This window comes from Brevibacillus sp. NPDC058079, assembly GCF_042885155.1.
Classification (GTDB): Bacteria; Bacillota; Bacilli; order Brevibacillales; family Brevibacillaceae; genus Brevibacillus.
On the sequence record NZ_JBHVSO010000001.1, the window covers coordinates 646,404 to 664,254 of the forward strand.

Consider the following 17,851-nt stretch of genomic DNA (forward strand, 5'->3'; position numbering starts at 1 on the left):
GAAATTGCAGTAAGGTGTAGGGAGGGGGAGTAGGTGACATAGGCACCGCCCTTATTCTTGAAGCTGGGGGAGATGCATCTTGATCGATTTGTTACTCGTAAACGGTGTAGTCATTACTATGGACAAAGATCGTCGGGTATTGCAGGACGGGGCTGTCGCTATTGATAAAGGGAGAATTTTGGAGGTAGGCGACTCTCAACTTCTAAAAGACAAGTATCCCGCGCAAAAGGTAGTCGACTGCGCGCATCATTGTATCATGCCAGGCTTCATTGACGCACATGGTCATGGCGGACATTCGTTGTTCAAAACGATTGCGACGGACAATATCAACGACTGGATGCCAATCATGACTAACACTTACAAGCACTACGTGACAGATGACTTCTGGTACTACGAGGGAAAGCTGTCAGCACTGGAGCGGCTTAAAGCTGGGATTACAACAGGTGTTAGCGTCCTGGGCTCGATGCCGCGCTCAGATGATCCGATCTTTGCCTTGAATCACGCCAAAGCGTACAACGAGGTTGGCGTTCGCGAAATCGTAGCGACAGGTCCATGTAATCCACCGTGGCCGCATCCCTTCAGCCGCTGGGTCGATGGACAAAAAGTAACGAAGGAAGTCACCTATGAGCAGGTTCTCGCTGGGGCAGAAGCCGTGATCGAAGCCTTGAATCATGCGAATAACGATAAAACCAGAGCATACATAACTCCATTTGTCATCGTGACCTCTGTCAATCCGTCCTATCCGACGCCTGCTGACCAATTGTTTGGCTTAACCGATTTTGACCGGTACCAAGCTCGGAAAATCAGGGAGATTGCGAAAAAGTACGACACGCGCATCCATTCCGATGCTTTTGGCGGCATGATTCACCTCGCGATTCAAGACAAAGAGTACGCACTGCTCGGTCCAGACGTACACTTGCAGCATTGTCGGGGAATATCTTTTGACGAGGCGAAAATTTTGGCCGAAACAGGAACGAATGTGAGCGCTTCTCCTGGTTTTGGTCAAATCAATGCACGCACCCCCATTACGGAATTGCTGGAGATGGGAGCGACCGTTGCGATCACGACGGATGGCACCTCGCCGATGACTCCTTTTGACATGTTCCAGGCCATGCGCAGAATGCAGCTGCTGCAACAAGCGGCGCTGCGTGATTATTATTACCTCCCGCCGGGCAAGCTGCTGGAAATGGTAACGATTGATGCGGCACGCTGTGTCGGCTGGGATGACGAGCTGGGGTCGCTTGAGGCTGGTAAAAAAGCGGATGTCATTACTGTAAATATGCATCAGGCCCACTTGAATCCAGAGAACATGCATGTCCATCGTGTTGTCTATCAGGCAGTCGGTGGAGATGTGAACCATGTCATCGTTGACGGTGAGCTGATCATGGACGAGCGCCGTGTTTTGACAGTGGATGAAAAGCAAATCCTCAAAGAAGCGAATGAAGAGGCGAATCGGACGATCGAGCGGGCAGGTCTGGAAATCTACATGCAGCCAAGTAAGTATTTCTGGGGGCATGCGCGAGCTTATTTGGATGAGAGAAGATTCGATCCGACGAAGTTGTAGGTAAGTAGTTAAAGAAGACGACGAAGTGTAATGTTGCACATAAAGCTTTGATACCGCATTGAATAGGAGAAGGTGCCCGCCGCCTTCCCTTTTTTATTGGATTATAGTTGACAAAAACGATAGGATTAATCATTATTTATTCATAATCCCCATCGACTAAGTTGGAATAAAAAGAGGTGCAGTCATGTATCTGACTATTAATAATGTTACGAAACATTTCGTGAATGAGCAGAAACAAAAAGTAAAGGTGCTGGATGATATCAATCTTGAAGTGGAAAAGGGCAGCTTCGTTTCCATTGTCGGCCCCTCTGGCTGTGGAAAGTCGACGCTGCTCTACTTAATAGCTGGATTGGATCAACCGGATAGCGGTGACATACACGTTGCTGGCAACAAAGTGAATAAGCCCGGTCCAGACAGAGTCGTGGTTTTTCAAGAAGCGGGATTATTTCCATGGCTGACGGTTTTGGAAAATGTTACATACGGGCTCAAGTTGAAAAAAATGTCTGCTGCGAAAGCCAACGAGAAGGCGCTGGAAGTGCTCAAAATGGTCCATTTAAGCAAGTATGTTCATTCCTATCCCCATCAGCTCTCAGGCGGGATGAAGCAACGTGTAGCCATAGCTCGGGCGCTTGTCATGGAACCTGACATTTTGCTGATGGATGAACCATTCTCGGCGTTGGATGAACAGACGCGGATGGTTCTTCATAAGGAGTTGCTTGAGATTTGGCGAACGACCAAGGTCACGATTTTTTTCGTCACCCATAATATCCGGGAGGCCGTTCAGCTTGCGGAGAGGATTGCCGTTTTTGCCACACGCCCCGGAAAAATCAAGGAGATCATTGCGGTTCCTGCCATGCGCGATGGAGTCATGCCGGACAGTGTGACATTAAACACGGAGCAGAAGGTGCTTTCGATCCTGCAAGAAGAGATAGAAAAGGTGCTGAAGGAGGAAATGGGCAATGACTACAGCTTTAAGACGGGTCATCTTCATCGCTATGATAGCGGCGATATGGGAAGTCACATCTAGATTATCTGGGTTGCCATCGTTCATGTTTCCCAGCTTGACCCAGATTTTCGAAACACTCGTAAATGGATTGATAAGCGGGCAAATTACCGCCGCGATTGGAAAAAGTTTGGGACGAATCCTGTTGGGCTTTTTCATTGCCATTATTCTCGGACTGATATTGGGTTACTTCATTTGGAGATACAAACTCGTAGAAGATACGCTTGGCTTTGTGGTGACAGCGCTTCAGTCTATCCCGAGCATTGTCTGGTTCCCGCTTGCGATAATCTGGTTTGGCTTAAATGACTTCTCCATTTTGTTCATCGTGACGATCGGGGCGACCTGGACGATGACGGTCAACGCGACCAGCGGTTTCAAAAATGTCCCACCGCTATATCAGCGGGTAGCCAAGACGTATGGTTCGACTGGCTTTCACTTTGTACGAACAGTCATTCTACCTGCATCCGTACCGCAGATTATCTCCGGACTTCGAATCGCATGGGCATTTTCCTGGCGGGCACTCATGGCTGGTGAATTGCTCGGGGGTGGCGGTGGTCTCGGTCAATTGCTCGAGATGGGACGTTCACTTGGACAAATGGATTTGGTGATATCTGTCATGATCATTATTGCGATCATCGGTACCATCGTTGATAATGTTGTCTTTTCACGCATCGAACGCAACGTTCAGATGAAGTGGGGAGTCCATTCATAAAAGAAAAATGGCTAAGGAGTGTGTCGTCACATGTTTAAAAAAGTGTTTAGTACCGTTGTCGCATCCCTATTATTGATGGGGATTGTGAGCGGGTGCTCTACTGGCGGAGCAGAATCCTCTGAGAAGGAAATAAGGATTGGATATTTCCCAAACTTGACCCATAGCGCAACGATCATCGCGCTGGAAAAAGGCTATTTTAAGGAAGCATTCGGTGCTGATATGAAGATTCAAACAAAAACGGTCGCCAATGGCGGATTGTTTATGGAAGCAATGGCAACGAAGGCGATTGACGTAGGGACGGTGGGGCCAGGGCCTCTTTTGAACTTTTATGTCAAGCATCCCGGGTATCGTTTGATTTCAGGTGCGGTCAATGGCGGAGCTGTGCTCGTCATGAATGGTTCAACCAATATTAGTGAACTAAAAGATTTAAAAGGCAAAAAAATCGCGATTCCGGTAATCGGCAGCACACAGGATGTCATGCTCAGAAAAGCACTAAATGAGGTTGGCCTCAAACCGACAACGAATGGTGGAGATGTGGAACTGTATGCGGCGGCGCCAGTAGATACGGCAGCATTATTCGTGCAAAAATCCGTTGATGGTGCAGCAACTCAGGAGCCGTGGGGATATGTACTTGAGAATCAGGCAGAAGGAAAATTGCTTCTGGACTGGGATCAATTCGCTTGGGGGAAAGAATCAACCAATACTGTGGTAGCAGCCAGCGATGAATTTTTGAAACGAGAAGGATTGGCAACCGCCTACCTGCAAGCACATAAAAAGGCCGTCAAATTCATTCAGGAAAATCCCGAAGAAAGCCAAGACCTGATCATCAAGCATTTGAAAAATCTGACTGGCAAAGAGTTGAGCAAAAAAGAAGTGCAGGCAGCCTTTTCTCGTCTGGAAGTAACAACGGAGGTCAATGAAAAAGTCATTCAGGAAATGGCAGATATTAGCCAGGAAGCCGGTTATATTTCCAGTAATAAAATCGATGGCTTAATCGATTTGAAATATTTAGAAGCAGCGAAATAAAATCGGGTGAGAAGGAGGGAGGTTCAGCAGGAGGAACGAGGGGTGGAAAGGAATTAGATGGGAAAGGAGGTCATGCCGCGATGAGACCACATGAACAAGGAAGTAATCAACCGAGCGACACTTCATTGGAGACACAGGTTCATACTGATTTCCAAAAAGAAATGAGTTACGGCGATTACTTACAGCTCGATCAAATCTTGTCGAGTCAACAATGTCAATCTACCCATCATGATGAAATGCTGTTTATTATCATTCATCAGGTGAGTGAGCTATGGATGAAACAAATTTTGCACGAACTGTCAGCAGCAAATGAGTGCATTTGCAACCACGATCTGGAGCCTGCTTTCAAAATGTTCGCGCGAGTCTCGCGTATCCAGCAGCAATTGATTAAATCGTGGGATGTCCTTTCTACATTGACGCCAGCTGACTACCTCCAGTTCCGTGACAAGCTGGGTCATTCGTCCGGTTTTCAATCCTATCAAAACAGATTCATCGAATTTACGCTAGGATATAAGAACCAGCATGTCCTAGCGGTGTATGCGCATCAACCAGAGCTGCACGCCCAAATGAGTGCGGCCTTGCAGCAGCCCAGCATTTACGATGCGGCGATCAGGGAGATGGCTGCTCGTGGCTTGCCGATTGATCCGGAATGTTTGAATCGCGACTGGTCACAGCCTTATCAACCAAATCAAAGTGTAGAGCAAGCCTGGCTGACCGTATATCGAAATGTGAACCAGTATTGGGATCTGTACGAGTTGGCAGAAAAGCTGGTGGATATCGCCAGCCAGCAACAACAATGGCGTTTTAACCATATGACGACAGTCGAACGCATTATAGGACAAAAGCCGGGAACAGGAGGGTCATCAGGCGTCATGTACTTACGCAGAGCACTCGATCACCGTTTTTTCCCGGAGCTTTGGAGCTTGCGGACGCTGTTATAAAAAAACTCTTCAAAAAAAGCGAGAAAAGCGTCTTGGGGACCCAGGGCGCTTTTTCGTATGTAGTACTCAATTCACATCTTTTCACATATCTTTCCTAATATTGGGTACAAATACCCTTCTTTTCCTAACAAACATATGTTTTCATTTTTTATAGTATACCTTATTTTTCAAGTACAACCAGAAATGGAGTGGGCATTTGGATGGAAACAATGAAGCCACCTATGGAAGTGTTATATGCTAAACAGCTGAATGCGCTGCGATCCCATGATACAGGGACAAAACCTCCCAATTGGCTGATGTCGCCCAGAGCTGTGCGCGACTTTATTTTAGGAACGGATGAACCTCTCTCTTATGAGGGCGAAAGTATACCGATTACGAAGAAGTTCTATGGAGACGATGTGCTTATTGAGCGTGCAATCGTCACATTGGCAGGCAATCGTGGCTTGATGCTCGTCGGTGAACCTGGAACGGCAAAGACGATGCTGTCTGAGCTGCTGTCTGCGGCCATCTCCGGTACGAGCACGAATACGATCCAAGGCACCGCAGGAACGACAGAGGATATGATCAAATACTCTTGGAACTACGCGATGCTGCTGGACAAAGGTCCTTCTCTGCAAGCGCTGGTTCCTTCGCCGCTATACACCGGTATGAGCAAGGGGATTATTACGCGATTCGAAGAAATTACCCGTTGTCCGTTTGAGGTTCAAGATGTGCTGATTAGTATTTTGAGCGACAAGGTGATGAACATTCCCGAGCTGGCAGACGGCATCGTGTTTGCGAAGCCCGGTTTTAATATCATTGCAACAGCGAACTTGCGGGACAAGGGCGTTAATGAAATGAGTAGCGCGCTCAAACGACGTTTTAACTTCGAGACAATCGCGCCGATTAATCATGTGAAAATGGAAGCACAAATTATCGAATCCCAAGCAAAAGTGATTCTGGAGCAAAGTGGCGTAAACATCGAAATCGATCGGGATGTGGTTGAGATATTGGCGACGACCTTCATGGAGTTACGTATGGGCGAGACTAAAGAAGGATTCAAAATCGATTCCCCTCAATCCGTGATGAGTACAGCCGAAGCCGTATCCGTCTATGTCCAAAGTGCAATGACGTCCCATTACTATGATGGCAGGCCAATATCCATGGATCGACTGGTACAGAACATGCTGGGAGCGGTCGTCAAGGAAAACCAAAAGGACGCAAATATCCTGAAAACCTACTTTACCAAAGTGGTCAAAGAACGGGCAAAGGAAGAGGGTCTATGGGGAACTTATTACAACGAGAAGAAATGGATCAAGTAAACGGTCAAGACCGCTTCATAAAGTCATTCGTCGAAGAAGAGGTCTACAACCTCAGCAAACAGGTCGTCTATTTCCCGGTTCGTCATCATAGTCCTGCCTGCGCATTTCATTTGAAAAAAACGATCGAAGAGTATCAACCGGAAATCATTCTGATTGAAGGCCCGGACCATAGCAATCATATCATTCCGATCTTGACGGATGAACGGACGAAGCCTCCTGTGAGCATTTATTACGCGTACGCCTCAGGAGAGCAAAAATACGTCTGTTACTTTCCGTTTCTTCTGTATTCGCCGGAATATGTAGCCTTGGTCGAAGCAAAACGTCGGCAGATACCTGCTGCTTTCATTGATCTAAGCTACGGAAGTCGCCTCGAAAGCTTGGAAGACGGTCATGATTTGAAAAAGAAGAATGAAAAGCTGTCCTATCACGATGAGCGCATGCTGGCAGGCTCGCAGTTTATTCAACGACTGTGCCAGACGATGAAATGCCGGAACTTCGATGAGCTGTGGGAAAAGGTTTTTGAGATTGATGGTATCCGCAAAAAGACGCAGGATTTCGTCAAGGATGTCTTTGCTTATTGCTACCTGTCTCGAAAATGCTATGATGACGCTGCTTTGGAAGCGGAAGGCGATTTGATTCGTGAGGCGCACATGCGTCAAAAAATTGCAGAGGCCAAGCAAAAGCATGCGAGAATTCTCGTGGTTACCGGGGGCTTTCATACATACGGACTCATCGAGGAACGTAAGACTTCCTATAAGATACAAAAGGTGCAGGAAGAAAAAATATATCCGATGGTGTACACGTACCAGGAAGCAGATCAGTTGAATGGATACGCAAGCGGGATGCCGTACGTTCACTACTACGAGAGTGTGTGGAAGGCTCTGGAGAAGAAGGAGCGTGCTCCTTTCTCGAAAAGCGCCTTGATGTACCTCCCGCAACTGCTCAAAAGACTGCGTGATAAGGGAGAAACGACGTCGACTGCGGATGCGATCGAAGCGTACAGCCTCATGAGCGGCTTGGCAGTCATGCGGGAAAAGGCCGAGGGCGGTGCCTATGAGTTGATCGATTCCGTTCTCTCTGCTTTTACAAAAGGCGAACGCTCGATTGCTACATCACAGCCGATCGAGATATTGCGAGAGTTGTTGACAGGAGACGGAATCGGTGAGGTTGCCCCAAATTCACTGGATGTGCCCATCGTTCGCGATTGCAAAGACAGATGTAAATCGCTAAAGCTTGCGATCACGACAACAGGGCGCAATCAGAAGGTGTTAGAGCTGTATGCCAAGAAGTCGCATCGCGAAGCCAGCCAGTTTTTTCATTGCATGCAGTTCTTGGGTACAGAATTTTGCGCTAAAGAAGCCGGACCAGACTGGATGAATAACCGAAATGTCAATCTTGTCCGAGAAACATGGCGCTACAGCTATTCCTCGTTCGTAGAAGCCCGTCTGATCGAGAGCTCGGTCTACGGTGGGACGGTGAAGGAGGCAGCTGCGCATAAGCTAGCCGATATGGTAAAAGAATTGCCGCAGCACCAGAGCCATGAGCTGGCAAAATGGCTTTTGATGGCGGTCGTTATGGGTTTGGAAGAGTTGTCGGAACGACTCTTTGAATCTGTACAAGAGTCCGTTAAGCAGGATGGACATTTTCTCTCTCTTTGCAAAACATTGAAGACACTCACGATTCTTTTGGAGCAAAAACGGTTGTTCGGTCTTATCGAGACAGAACGGCTGGAGAGCTTGGTGGAAGAAGTATATTACCAGGCTGTGACCAAAATCGTCGAGCAGGGAAACCCGAACCCCAACGAACTGGATGAGTTGGCTGATCAGCTCAAATTCCTCTACATGCTGAGTGAAAAGAGACAGGCGGATGATTCCCGAGAGATTTTCAGTGATCAACTTCTGGAGTTGCTGCGTAACGACAAGCTCCCCGCGAAACTGGAAGGGGTAGTGGTCGCGATCTTGTGCAATCTCGAAGTGATCGAACGCGCAGAAATCTCCAGACGTGCGCGTGCCTATATGTTCGGGTCGCCTGAGCAAATGCTGCATACCGCTGCGTATTTACATGGCGTTTTTATCGTGGCTCGTGACTACCTCTTTCATCAAGAAGAAATCTTGCGCGATCTGCATCAGATGATTACATCCTTGGCGTACGACGACTTTTTGCAAGTGGTGCCTGAACTACGATTGGCGTTTACATATTTTAGCCCAATGGAAATTAGTATGCTCTCGGAAAAAGTGGCAGCTCTCTTCCAAACGACGGTGGAACAAGTCACGAATCCAGTCATCGATGAGCGTACCTTGCGTGATGCCCGCATGCTCGATCAAGCGATCAAGGAGGAGTTTGCCAAATGGAACCTGATTTGAGCCGCGAAGCCTTGAACCGCTGGCGGTTGTTATTGGGCTCTCATGCCGAGGAATCATTGGAAGGCAGCGGGGTCTATCAATCATCCGAGTTTTCCTATCAGGAACTAGACTCGATTCTTGAATTTTTATACAACCGTGAATACGGAGAAGAGCAAGGCTATCGAAAAGAAGGTGGCAGGGGAGATTCGGCATTGACGGTTCCCTCCTGGCTGAATAAAATCCGCAAGCTGTTTCCCAAAAAAACGGTAGAAATCCTCGAGCGGCAAGCTCTGGACCGTTATAACATGACAGAGCTGTTGACAGATAAAAAAGTGTTGGAAAGCATGGAGCCCAACATGACCCTCTTGAAAAACATCCTCCAATTTAAAGGCAGGATGAAAGGAGAGGTCGTGAAAAGTGCAAAGGAAATTGTACGCAAGGTCGTAGACGATCTGCGGCGTCAGCTTGAAAATGAGGTGCAGACCAGCATTGTCGGCAAACGCAATCGCCACAAACGCGGCTATACGAAGTCGATGAAAAATCTGGATGTCCATAAAACGATTCGTAAAAATTTGAAAAACTATGATCGCAAAAATAGTCGTTTTATCATCGATGAGCTGTATTTCCACAGCAATATCCAGCATCACAACAAATGGAACATCGTCATTGTCGTGGACGAGAGCGGCAGTATGATGGACTCTGTAATTTACAGCTCCGTTATGGCAAGTATTTTTTACAAGCTCGCTGCCTTGAAGACGCATTTGGTTATTTTTGATACGAAGGTCGTTGATTTGAGCAGTAGACTGGATGATCCGGTCGATGTGCTGATGAGTGTGCAACTTGGTGGGGGGACTCATATTGCCCAAGCGCTCAAATACGGAAGAACACTGCTCGAAAATCCATCGAAGACGATATTTATCCTCGTCAGCGATTTGGAGGAAGGCTATCCGATCAAGGAAATGTATCGCCAAAGCAAGGAAATTATAGACGCGGGCTGCAAGTTTTTAGTGCTTACAGCTTTGGATTTCAATGGCAACGCTACGTACAACCAGCATGCTGCAAGGGTATTAAGCGATATGGGAGCAAATGTCGCCGCGATCACGCCCGATGAGCTCGCGCAATGGATTGGTAAGGTTATCAAATAGAGAGAAGGAGGAGTAAGGAATGGTTTTACGAAAGACAGATCTGAATCCAGTTACGAAGAAATTTGTGGAGGAGTTTATCAGTGCAAGTGATCGAAACAAGCATTTGTACGATCAAGTCGCTGATTACGTTGCAGGTGACACAGACGAATGCCCGGCAATCGCAGAGGACCCGCGGTTTTACAGCTATACGGTTCGATCCGAATTTGACAAGCTGAAAAAACGCGGCGAGGAGTTGGCCTTCTATCGAGCAGCTGTGCTGATCTACAAGGCTAGCAACCGTTTTTACGATAAGAAAAATGTGATGGATGAGTGCTTCCTAGATCAGATCGAACTTCAGGGGATGAAGGACATCGGTGATGCTGATATCCGAGCAAAAGATCAGAAAGCATTGGAGGCCATGAGAAAAACGATCGAGCATTTCGGACATGCGTTGTTTGCCGAATTTTTGTTAAAAGCCGCGGAGGATTATCGCGTAAGTATCAGCCGTGATTACTCCTCGACATTTGATCGGGCCGAATTTTTGCTATTCATTTCGTACGCGTACACGATTTCTCCGAGCTTATTGGAAGAAGCAAAAGAAAAGCTGATGCCGAGCTACTATTACCTGATTACAGGTGATACACGCGAATATATAAAAGAGCTGCATACCATTACAAAAGAAGTCGTGACAATGCAGTTTTCGAGCAACAATTTACTGACCAACGAGTCGTTGTACCCGTCATACGTCAAAGAGAAAAAGGCTGCGCTGCGGGAAAAGTATTATCCAGGAGAGCAAGTCAAGGAAGGCTCCCTTTTGAACCAGAAACATTTGAAGCGTTCTATGGAGCTGGTCAACAGCTTACTGTATTTCCGCATTCACGTCAAAGGCGGGATCAGTGCATTCCTGAAGAAGGAAGAGGAGATAGATCGGGAGCTGCACGATACCTTGCAAATCATTTTTGACATGTTCCCGCTTGATATCTTGTCCGAAGATAAGAGACTCGCTGACCTCGTACACATGGATGAGCCTTACGCTCTACTGCTGGGCCTGCGTGAGCATTTGCTATCCCCACCGACCAATTGGGAACAAGTGAAGCAGCTGGTACTGGAAGACGTAACCAAATCAAGACGAGCGCTTGAGATTGCTTCGATCCCGATGGTCAAGGGATTCTTACACAAAACGCTGGCGGCAGAAGGCGTGGATCTCTCTGATTTCCAGCCATCTTTGGAAGGGATTATTCAAGACGCGCTACGACGTGCGAAGGGCTCTACAAAGCTGGCGAACTACTTGGATGATAAAGCTGTCCTAGAGGATGTGCTCGAGCATGTGCATCTGGAGGACGTACAACTCGTAAGACAGCAGATGATCCTGCTGAGCTTCTTACCTGTGGACCATCCGTTTATTGCAAGACTGATTCCCTTCATGTGCCAATACAAAGACAAGTCCAATCGCAGAGTAGGTCATATGTGCTTCACTCATGCGTTCCAGGATCGATTGACCGCCTTCATCGATCATTACCGGAATGACAAAGCTGTAGATATTCAGACTCTTTTTAATCAGATTTTGTCAATCAAGGAGACACACTATTATTACACAGACGTCAATGAAGAGGTGTATCGTTCGTTGATCGTAGCGAATCCGGAAATGAGTCTGGCTCAATTTGACAAGCTGGAAACGGAGCTTCGCGTGTTTGTGACTCAAACCCTATTAGCGGCAAAGGAGACGCTGTCAGAGGAATTGCGCAACCAAGCGATTCTGCTCGGGGTGGCTGACAGCTCGAAGAAAGTGAGCGGCCTTGCTGGTGCAGCGTTTCTTCAGGCCAAAGACAAGGAACTATATTTGCACGTCTATCAAACGGAGAAAAAAGCAAAGGTCAAGGAAATGGCGCTGGATGCCATTCGCTCCCTGGACAATAACAAGGAGATTTTCCAGGAGCTACTGACAAATGAAAAAAGCAGCAAATTTAAAACGCTGCTGCAAACATTTATCGACGCCGAGGAGCAAGGGCCAGATGCGAGTTTGACCCATTTGGGCAACCTGACCGACAAGCGCAAACTCACACGGATAAAATGGATGCCACTGGAGCGCATGCCAGTCCTTCGCGACCAAGACGGCAACGAGCTGGGGCAGGAAGTAATGGAGTACATGCTCACCGCTTCGATCGATTTCCCGACAGCGCCAAACCAGTTGGTACTTGACTTGAAACCGTCTTTGCAAGCGGCATCTGTTGCTGACTTTACTACAGAAGTTTTGCGCTCATGGCTCGATAATGGGGCAGTCGCCAAAGAAAAATGGGTCATGCCACTCTGCGTCGCTTTCGGAGATCGACGTATAGTCGATACGATTGGTCAGTGGGTTAAGGAGTGGACAGATCACTCTCGCGGAGCTTTGGCTGCGGATGGCGTGCGTGCCCTGTCGTTCTCGAATGATTTGACTGCGCTGCGCCTAATCGACCAGATCAAGCGTACGATCAAAAACAGGCAAGTCAAATCAGCAGCAGAAGAGGCGCTTTCTATGGCGGCTGCGAATCAGAACATTTCCGCGATGGAGCTGGAAGACCGACTGGTCACCACGCTTGGCTTCGATGCGTCGGGCAAACAAGTGTTTGACTACGGCGACCGCACCTTCACGGTCAAAGTCAGCAATGAGCTGGAGCTGGAAGTCACGAACGACAGTACAGGAAAAGCGGTAAAAAATCTGCCTGCACCGTCCGCGAAAGACGATCAGGAAAAGGCAGAACAAGCGCGATTGACTTTTGCTCAATTGAAAAAAGACCTGAAAAATATGGTGAAAGTACAATCTCTTCGTCTGGAGGAGTCGCTGTCCAAATCGCGTTATTGGTCAACGGCAGCATGGAAACGTCTCTTTGTGGAGAACGTGTTGATGCAAAAATTCGCAATCGGGCTCATCTGGGGTGTATACGAGGACGGAAAGCTCGTAGATACGTTCCGCTATATGGACGATGGGACATTTAACACCGTGGACGAGGATGAGTATGAGTTGGCAGATGAGCAGCTCATTGGTTTGATTCACCCACTGGAGCTGGACGAAGAGTCGTTGAACGGCTGGCGTACCCAGCTAGAAGATTACGAAATTACCCAACCATTCGAGCAGTTGAATCGAGAAGCGTTCCTCCCAACGGAAGAAGAATTAAAAGCCAATGAATTGCTCCGACTGCCTGTTGAATCGTATTCACCTACCGCTTTTGCGAAAATGATGGAGAAATTCGGCTGGGTCAAAGGAACACCGCTTGATGCTGGTTATTATTATGAGTTTTACAAACTGTATGACGGAATGGTGGCTGAGCTGAAAATCAGCGGGGCGAGCATTTCGTATTGGGAGGGCATGGAGGATGTGAAGCTGGAAGCGATGGCTTTCTATCCGAATAAAGATGCCGAATACAAGCATTTTTACTTCAAACCAGTGGATCGGCTGAAGCTCACCGATATTCCAACACGCATTTTCAGCGAAACCGTCTACGATGTCATGCGTGCAGCAGGAAAATAACGATGGCGGATTTTACATCGGAATTTCATCGGTTTATCGCGCTGTGCAACGAAGAGTATCTGATCAAATACGCGAATAAAGGAATTTACAATCGTTCGATCAAGGAAATGGAAAAAGGAATGACCGTTTCCTACGAGTTCGGGGATGATTACGTCGAGTGTGCGCTGTCAGATGACAGCGTATGCCGACTTCATGCAGATATTAATCGTTTTTCCTGCTCATGTCCCTCTGACAAGATATGCAAGCATGTCATCATCGCCATCGTCAACTATGCTCAAAACCATTTGCAAGCAGGAGCAGAGAACGAGGAAGAGCTGGAGACCTACAAGCCTGACTTTAGCTGGCTGTTGCAATTGCAGCCGTCTCACATCAGTAAGGCCTTTACCCCAGCGCAGATAGAGGAAGTGCTGTTTCGCCTCGACTATTTCGAGGAGATGGAGGTCGTTGAAACATCCTTTTTAACGATCACATTGCGCACCCAAGATATATCCGTATCTTTTGACAGTGAATCGGAGATCGGGAAGAGTATGTGCACCTGCAAGGCGAAGGGCAATTGCTTGCACAAGCTAGAGGTCATTTTGCGCTATCGGGCCATGCATGAGCTACAGGATCGTGAGCAGTTACAAGCATCCGTAACCGATGTCAGCTACGAAACTGATGTCGTAGCTGAAGCCAAATCGCTGATCGCAGAGATTCTTGGCATCGGCTTGGCGAAGCTATCCCAGACGATTTGTACACGGCTGGAGCTGCTTGCTATTGCTGCGCATAACGGCAATCTTCCCCGCGTGGAAAAGGACATTCGCGGCGTTCATGGGGAGCTGAACTTATTTTTTCAGCGTCATGTCAAGTTTTCAACGGAAGCGCTGCTCGACCGACTTTCCCGGGTGTATCTTAGTTTGCTTGCTCTAGAGAAGACCGATCACACCGAAGCGAAAAAGCAGCTGCTCGGTAGCTTTAAGAGTAAGTACCATATGGTTCCACAGTTAAGTCTGTATGCTTTGGGAGCAAATCCATGGGAGACGCGGTCGGGGTACAAGGGGATTACGTATTACTTTTATTCGCTTTCTGATCAACACATCTATACGTATACAGAAGCGCGCCCCGTGTATTATGAAGGCATATCCTTTTCCTTTAAGGATAGCTATAAAGGCAAGGTACCTTGGGGCGGGTTGATCTCCATGGAGGAGCTCTCCCATTCACAGGTCATCCTGACACAGGCGAAGACGAACCGGGAGCAGCGCTTGTCTTCCAGTGAAGAGACGCGGCTAACTGTCGTTCCCAGAGACAATATCGAAGAGCTGGATCTCGGGAAGGTGTTCGTTCGCGACTGGTCGAGTGACTGGAAGGACGCGGCAGGCGATATGTTTGAAACTGCGTTGGACTCGGTTTTTCTATTGAAAGCGAACAAGTTCAACCAAGTCGATTTCGATCAGAAGACGCAGCAGTTGATTCTGACGATCGAAGACGAGCAATGTCATTCTCTCCAATTGAGCATTTCCTATCAGGGGGAATTCGCCCGCAATATACGTCATCTCGAACAAAACAAACGGCTGCTAGAGCTGCGCGATGTGTATTTGCTTGTGCAAAAAATAGGAGATGGACTTTATCCGATCAGCATCATGCAGGGGAAATCGCTGACGAGCTTTAAGTTAGATCTATAACGGTGAGGGAGAGGGCGTAAAATCATGGAGGAGTTATATTCCTTTACCGAAAAGCTGACTGATTGGCAGGAACGCTTGTTACTCAAAGGAATCCATAAACTTGACAAGCAAGATTTGCAGGAGCTGAAAAAACTGCAAGAGCTTGCGTCCGAATACGATATGAGCTTCCTCGGCTCATTGATAGAAGACCTACATGTGGAGGGCAATCGCTATTTGCAGGAAGTAAAAGCGGATGCGGAGTTGTTAACGCAGCAGTATTTGTATGTGGTGCAGTACGTCAATATGATGAAAAAGCCTTTGACTCGATCATCGTAATTCGGGTGTAGGATAAGGAAGAGAGATTCTTGAAGAGTCTCTCTTTTTTCTATGGTTTAAACGTAAATTTGACGGTGAGAATTATTATCAATAAAATGGTAGAAAAAGAGAGGGATGGGCAACCAGAAGGAAATGGAGGATAGATGGGATGAGGATAGAAGACTTCGCTCTATACTGGAATTATGCCACAATCAAAATCATAGATGTTCGAAAGCAGTATCAAAATGGAGGCGAAAAACTGGCATCGTATCGGTTACCGACGAGCGGGTTTCTCTATAGCACGAAGGGGAGTGCCCAAATTTATTTGGATGGTATGAATGTTGACGTCAAACCGTTTACGGTCTTGCATGCGGGCAAAGGTACTCGCTTGGACATTCATTTGACCGCCGAGGAGTTCACTTATTATCTCATTTTGTATAAGGCTGTCGTGTCTTTTCCTTGGCCATGGCGAAATGATCGTGTCATTCTACGGGAAGAAGCAAGCGCATTTCATCGAATCTATGAGCTAAAGCCAGATCATCCTTTAGAGATGTTTGACCTCGTGCATCAGATTTACGAGGAATGGCAGTGCTCCAGCCAATTGCAAAAGTTCCACGTTAAGGCGCTTTTTCACCTGTTTGTTCATCAGATCTTGCGACAATTGCAAGAGCAAGCAGGCCATACAGATAAGCCCGATGTGGTCGAGCTTGTCATTTCCCATATACATACTCACTACCAAGAGCCACTTACGCTTGATTCACTTGCGCAGCATTTTGGGTACAGTGCCAAGAATTTATCCAGGATCTTCAAAAAACAGACGGGTAACAGCTTAATTGACTTTGTGATCCAAGTGAGAATTCAAAAGGCCAAGGAGCTATTGCTTCATACAGAAGCACCGATCCAAGAAATTGCTGAAAAAATAGGCTATACGGACAGGCTATACTTCACGCGTATCTTTAAAAAGCTAACGGGAACTTCACCCGGACAATTCAGACAACGAGGTGCACGGGAGATAGATAAGGAAAAGCGTCCATACAGATTGCGTGGATTGTCCATTGTTATGACGGGTGCTCGACGGTATAGTAATGACGATTGTGAGAATCATTATCGTTATGGTGGAGAGGAAGATTCATCCATGTACAGTCGTAAAGTGCCTATGGTGGCTACCTTGTTGTTTTGCTTTGCGCTCGTATTGAGTGCATGCACCACGAGCTCAACTACAACCAGCACTACGGGAGTCGGACAAGCCGTTCAACAAACGGATGCAGTTGAAAACAACAACCTGACTCGAAAAGTTTCGACCATAAAAGGGGAAATCGAGATCCCAGCAGAACCGAAGCGAATCATCGTGGATCTGTATTTGGGAAGCTTCATCGCCTTGAATGTAAAGCCAATTGGAACGCCAGAGCTGAATCTAAAAAATCCGTACTTCGCTGAGGCTTTGGCAGGTGTAGAGAATATCGGGGAATACGAAAACATATCGCTGGAAAAAATGCTCGAGCTCCAGCCAGACTTAATTGTAACGGGAAATGAAGCAGCCTATGAGCAGTATAAAAAAATCGCGCCTACAGTAGTTGTTCCCTTTGGAGAACTGAAAAACGTCCATGAAGAGATTACCTTTGTAGGAAACCTGCTGGGGAAAGAAAAAGAGGCAGCAGCTTGGTTGGCTGAATACGATCAGCGTATTGCCAGCGCCCGAGAAAGGGTTGCAAAGGTAGTCCCATCAGACGCTACGTTCTCGATCATGCAGGATTGGGGTAAAAACACAGGCGTGTTTGGGGATAATTTCGGAAGAGGCGGACAAGCCGTTTATTCAGCGCTTGGATACAAACCACCCGCAGCGGTAGCCAAAGAGGTTATGGAGCAACAGTCCGTTGAAGTGTCGAGTGAGGTGCTGCCTACTTTTGCCGGCGATTACATCATCCTGACATCCGATGAACGAAGCATGGCCGATTTGCAGGCAGACCCTATTTGGGGAACACTTGATGCAGTAAAAAATAATCGCGTGTACATTTGGAAGAAAGATAAATCTTGGTATTTCGATCCGATTGCAACCTTATCGCAAACAGAGGAGCTAGCAGATTGGCTTGTGACCACGCAGAAGAAATAGGGTAAAGCTAGAACCCGGATAGTCGATTGTATCAACCTATATTATCCTTTTTTGGAAAAGGCTTGATGCCTGTGAACGTGTGGGACGGGAAGAAAGTCAGACTACGCGCCGGCGTTCATTTGTCAGATAATCTTTGAATCACTCTCTCGCTGCCAAAGGGGAGAGTTTTTTGTTTATATACAAAGTTGTAAAGAAACTGAAAATAAAGGTAAACAAAGTGAAAATATAATGACTGAATATTATCTAAAATAAAACATGTTTGAAT

The 17,851-nt window shown here is 47.2% G+C and carries 12 protein-coding genes; all 12 read left to right on the forward strand.

Annotation, left to right across the window (positions count from 1 at the left end; all coding sequences use genetic code 11):
* Positions 1–79: 79 nt before the first annotated feature.
* Positions 80–1,564, forward strand: a complete 1,485-nt coding sequence (locus tag ACFVS2_RS03305; RefSeq protein ID WP_390230859.1) for an amidohydrolase family protein — start codon at positions 80–82, stop codon at positions 1,562–1,564.
* Positions 1,565–1,748: 184 nt separating this feature from the next.
* Positions 1,749–2,591, forward strand: a complete 843-nt coding sequence (locus ACFVS2_RS03310; protein WP_390230861.1) for an ABC transporter ATP-binding protein — start codon at positions 1,749–1,751, stop codon at positions 2,589–2,591.
* Complete coding sequence (locus tag ACFVS2_RS03315; RefSeq protein WP_390230863.1) at positions 2,524–3,279, forward strand: ABC transporter permease; 756 nt, start codon at positions 2,524–2,526, stop codon at positions 3,277–3,279. The genes ACFVS2_RS03310 and ACFVS2_RS03315 overlap by 68 nt, the downstream gene beginning before the upstream one ends.
* 30 nt (positions 3,280–3,309) lie before the next feature.
* Entirely contained in the window at positions 3,310–4,305 is a 996-nt protein-coding gene (locus ACFVS2_RS03320; RefSeq protein ID WP_390230865.1) for an aliphatic sulfonate ABC transporter substrate-binding protein, read from the forward strand.
* Between the two features lie 80 nt (positions 4,306–4,385).
* Positions 4,386–5,246, forward strand: coding sequence for a tryptophan 2,3-dioxygenase (gene kynA, locus ACFVS2_RS03325; protein WP_390230867.1), 861 nt, complete (start codon positions 4,386–4,388; stop codon positions 5,244–5,246).
* 200 nt (positions 5,247–5,446) lie between these two features.
* A complete protein-coding gene (locus tag ACFVS2_RS03330) occupies positions 5,447–6,547 on the forward strand; it encodes an ATP-binding protein (RefSeq protein ID WP_173617740.1) in 1,101 nt (366 codons plus the stop codon).
* Positions 6,508–8,910 carry a DUF5682 family protein gene (locus ACFVS2_RS03335; protein WP_390230869.1) on the forward strand — a complete coding sequence of 801 codons (2,403 nt, stop codon included), beginning with the start codon at positions 6,508–6,510 and terminating at the stop codon, positions 8,908–8,910. The genes ACFVS2_RS03330 and ACFVS2_RS03335 overlap by 40 nt, the downstream gene beginning before the upstream one ends.
* Positions 8,895–10,034, forward strand: coding sequence for a VWA domain-containing protein (locus tag ACFVS2_RS03340; RefSeq protein WP_390230871.1), 1,140 nt, complete (start codon positions 8,895–8,897; stop codon positions 10,032–10,034). Before ACFVS2_RS03335 ends, ACFVS2_RS03340 begins: the two co-directional genes overlap by 16 nt.
* 19 nt (positions 10,035–10,053) lie before the next feature.
* Complete coding sequence (locus ACFVS2_RS03345; protein WP_390230873.1) at positions 10,054–13,521, forward strand: DUF4132 domain-containing protein; 3,468 nt, start codon at positions 10,054–10,056, stop codon at positions 13,519–13,521.
* A gap of 2 nt (positions 13,522–13,523) precedes the next feature.
* Positions 13,524–15,182: a hypothetical protein gene (locus ACFVS2_RS03350; RefSeq protein ID WP_390230876.1), complete on the forward strand. Its 1,659-nt coding sequence runs from the start codon at positions 13,524–13,526 to the stop codon at positions 15,180–15,182.
* A 24-nt stretch (positions 15,183–15,206) separates the two neighbouring features.
* Positions 15,207–15,497 carry a hypothetical protein gene (locus tag ACFVS2_RS03355; RefSeq protein WP_390230879.1) on the forward strand — a complete coding sequence of 97 codons (291 nt, stop codon included), beginning with the start codon at positions 15,207–15,209 and terminating at the stop codon, positions 15,495–15,497.
* Between the two features lie 148 nt (positions 15,498–15,645).
* Positions 15,646–17,586: an ABC transporter substrate-binding protein gene (locus tag ACFVS2_RS03360; RefSeq protein ID WP_390230882.1), complete on the forward strand. Its 1,941-nt coding sequence runs from the start codon at positions 15,646–15,648 to the stop codon at positions 17,584–17,586.
* The last annotated feature ends 265 nt before the right edge of the window (positions 17,587–17,851 follow it).

Excerpts from the sequence above, each read along its gene's own strand:
- kynA (WP_390230867.1), top strand. The coding sequence starts at position 4,386 with ATGAGACCACATGAACAAGGAAGTAATCAACCGAGCGACACTTCATTG.
- ACFVS2_RS03335 (WP_390230869.1), top strand. The coding sequence starts at position 6,508 with ATGGGGAACTTATTACAACGAGAAGAAATGGATCAAGTAAACGGTCAA.
- ACFVS2_RS03355 (WP_390230879.1), top strand. The coding sequence starts at position 15,207 with ATGGAGGAGTTATATTCCTTTACCGAAAAGCTGACTGATTGGCAGGAA.
- ACFVS2_RS03345 (WP_390230873.1), top strand. The coding sequence starts at position 10,054 with ATGGTTTTACGAAAGACAGATCTGAATCCAGTTACGAAGAAATTTGTG.
- ACFVS2_RS03360 (WP_390230882.1), top strand. The coding sequence starts at position 15,646 with ATGAGGATAGAAGACTTCGCTCTATACTGGAATTATGCCACAATCAAA.
- ACFVS2_RS03340 (WP_390230871.1), top strand. The coding sequence starts at position 8,895 with ATGGAACCTGATTTGAGCCGCGAAGCCTTGAACCGCTGGCGGTTGTTA.
- ACFVS2_RS03330 (WP_173617740.1), top strand. The coding sequence starts at position 5,447 with ATGGAAACAATGAAGCCACCTATGGAAGTGTTATATGCTAAACAGCTG.
- ACFVS2_RS03315 (WP_390230863.1), top strand. The coding sequence starts at position 2,524 with ATGACTACAGCTTTAAGACGGGTCATCTTCATCGCTATGATAGCGGCG.
- ACFVS2_RS03350 (WP_390230876.1), top strand. The coding sequence starts at position 13,524 with ATGGCGGATTTTACATCGGAATTTCATCGGTTTATCGCGCTGTGCAAC.
- ACFVS2_RS03320 (WP_390230865.1), top strand. The coding sequence starts at position 3,310 with ATGTTTAAAAAAGTGTTTAGTACCGTTGTCGCATCCCTATTATTGATG.
- ACFVS2_RS03310 (WP_390230861.1), top strand. The coding sequence starts at position 1,749 with ATGTATCTGACTATTAATAATGTTACGAAACATTTCGTGAATGAGCAG.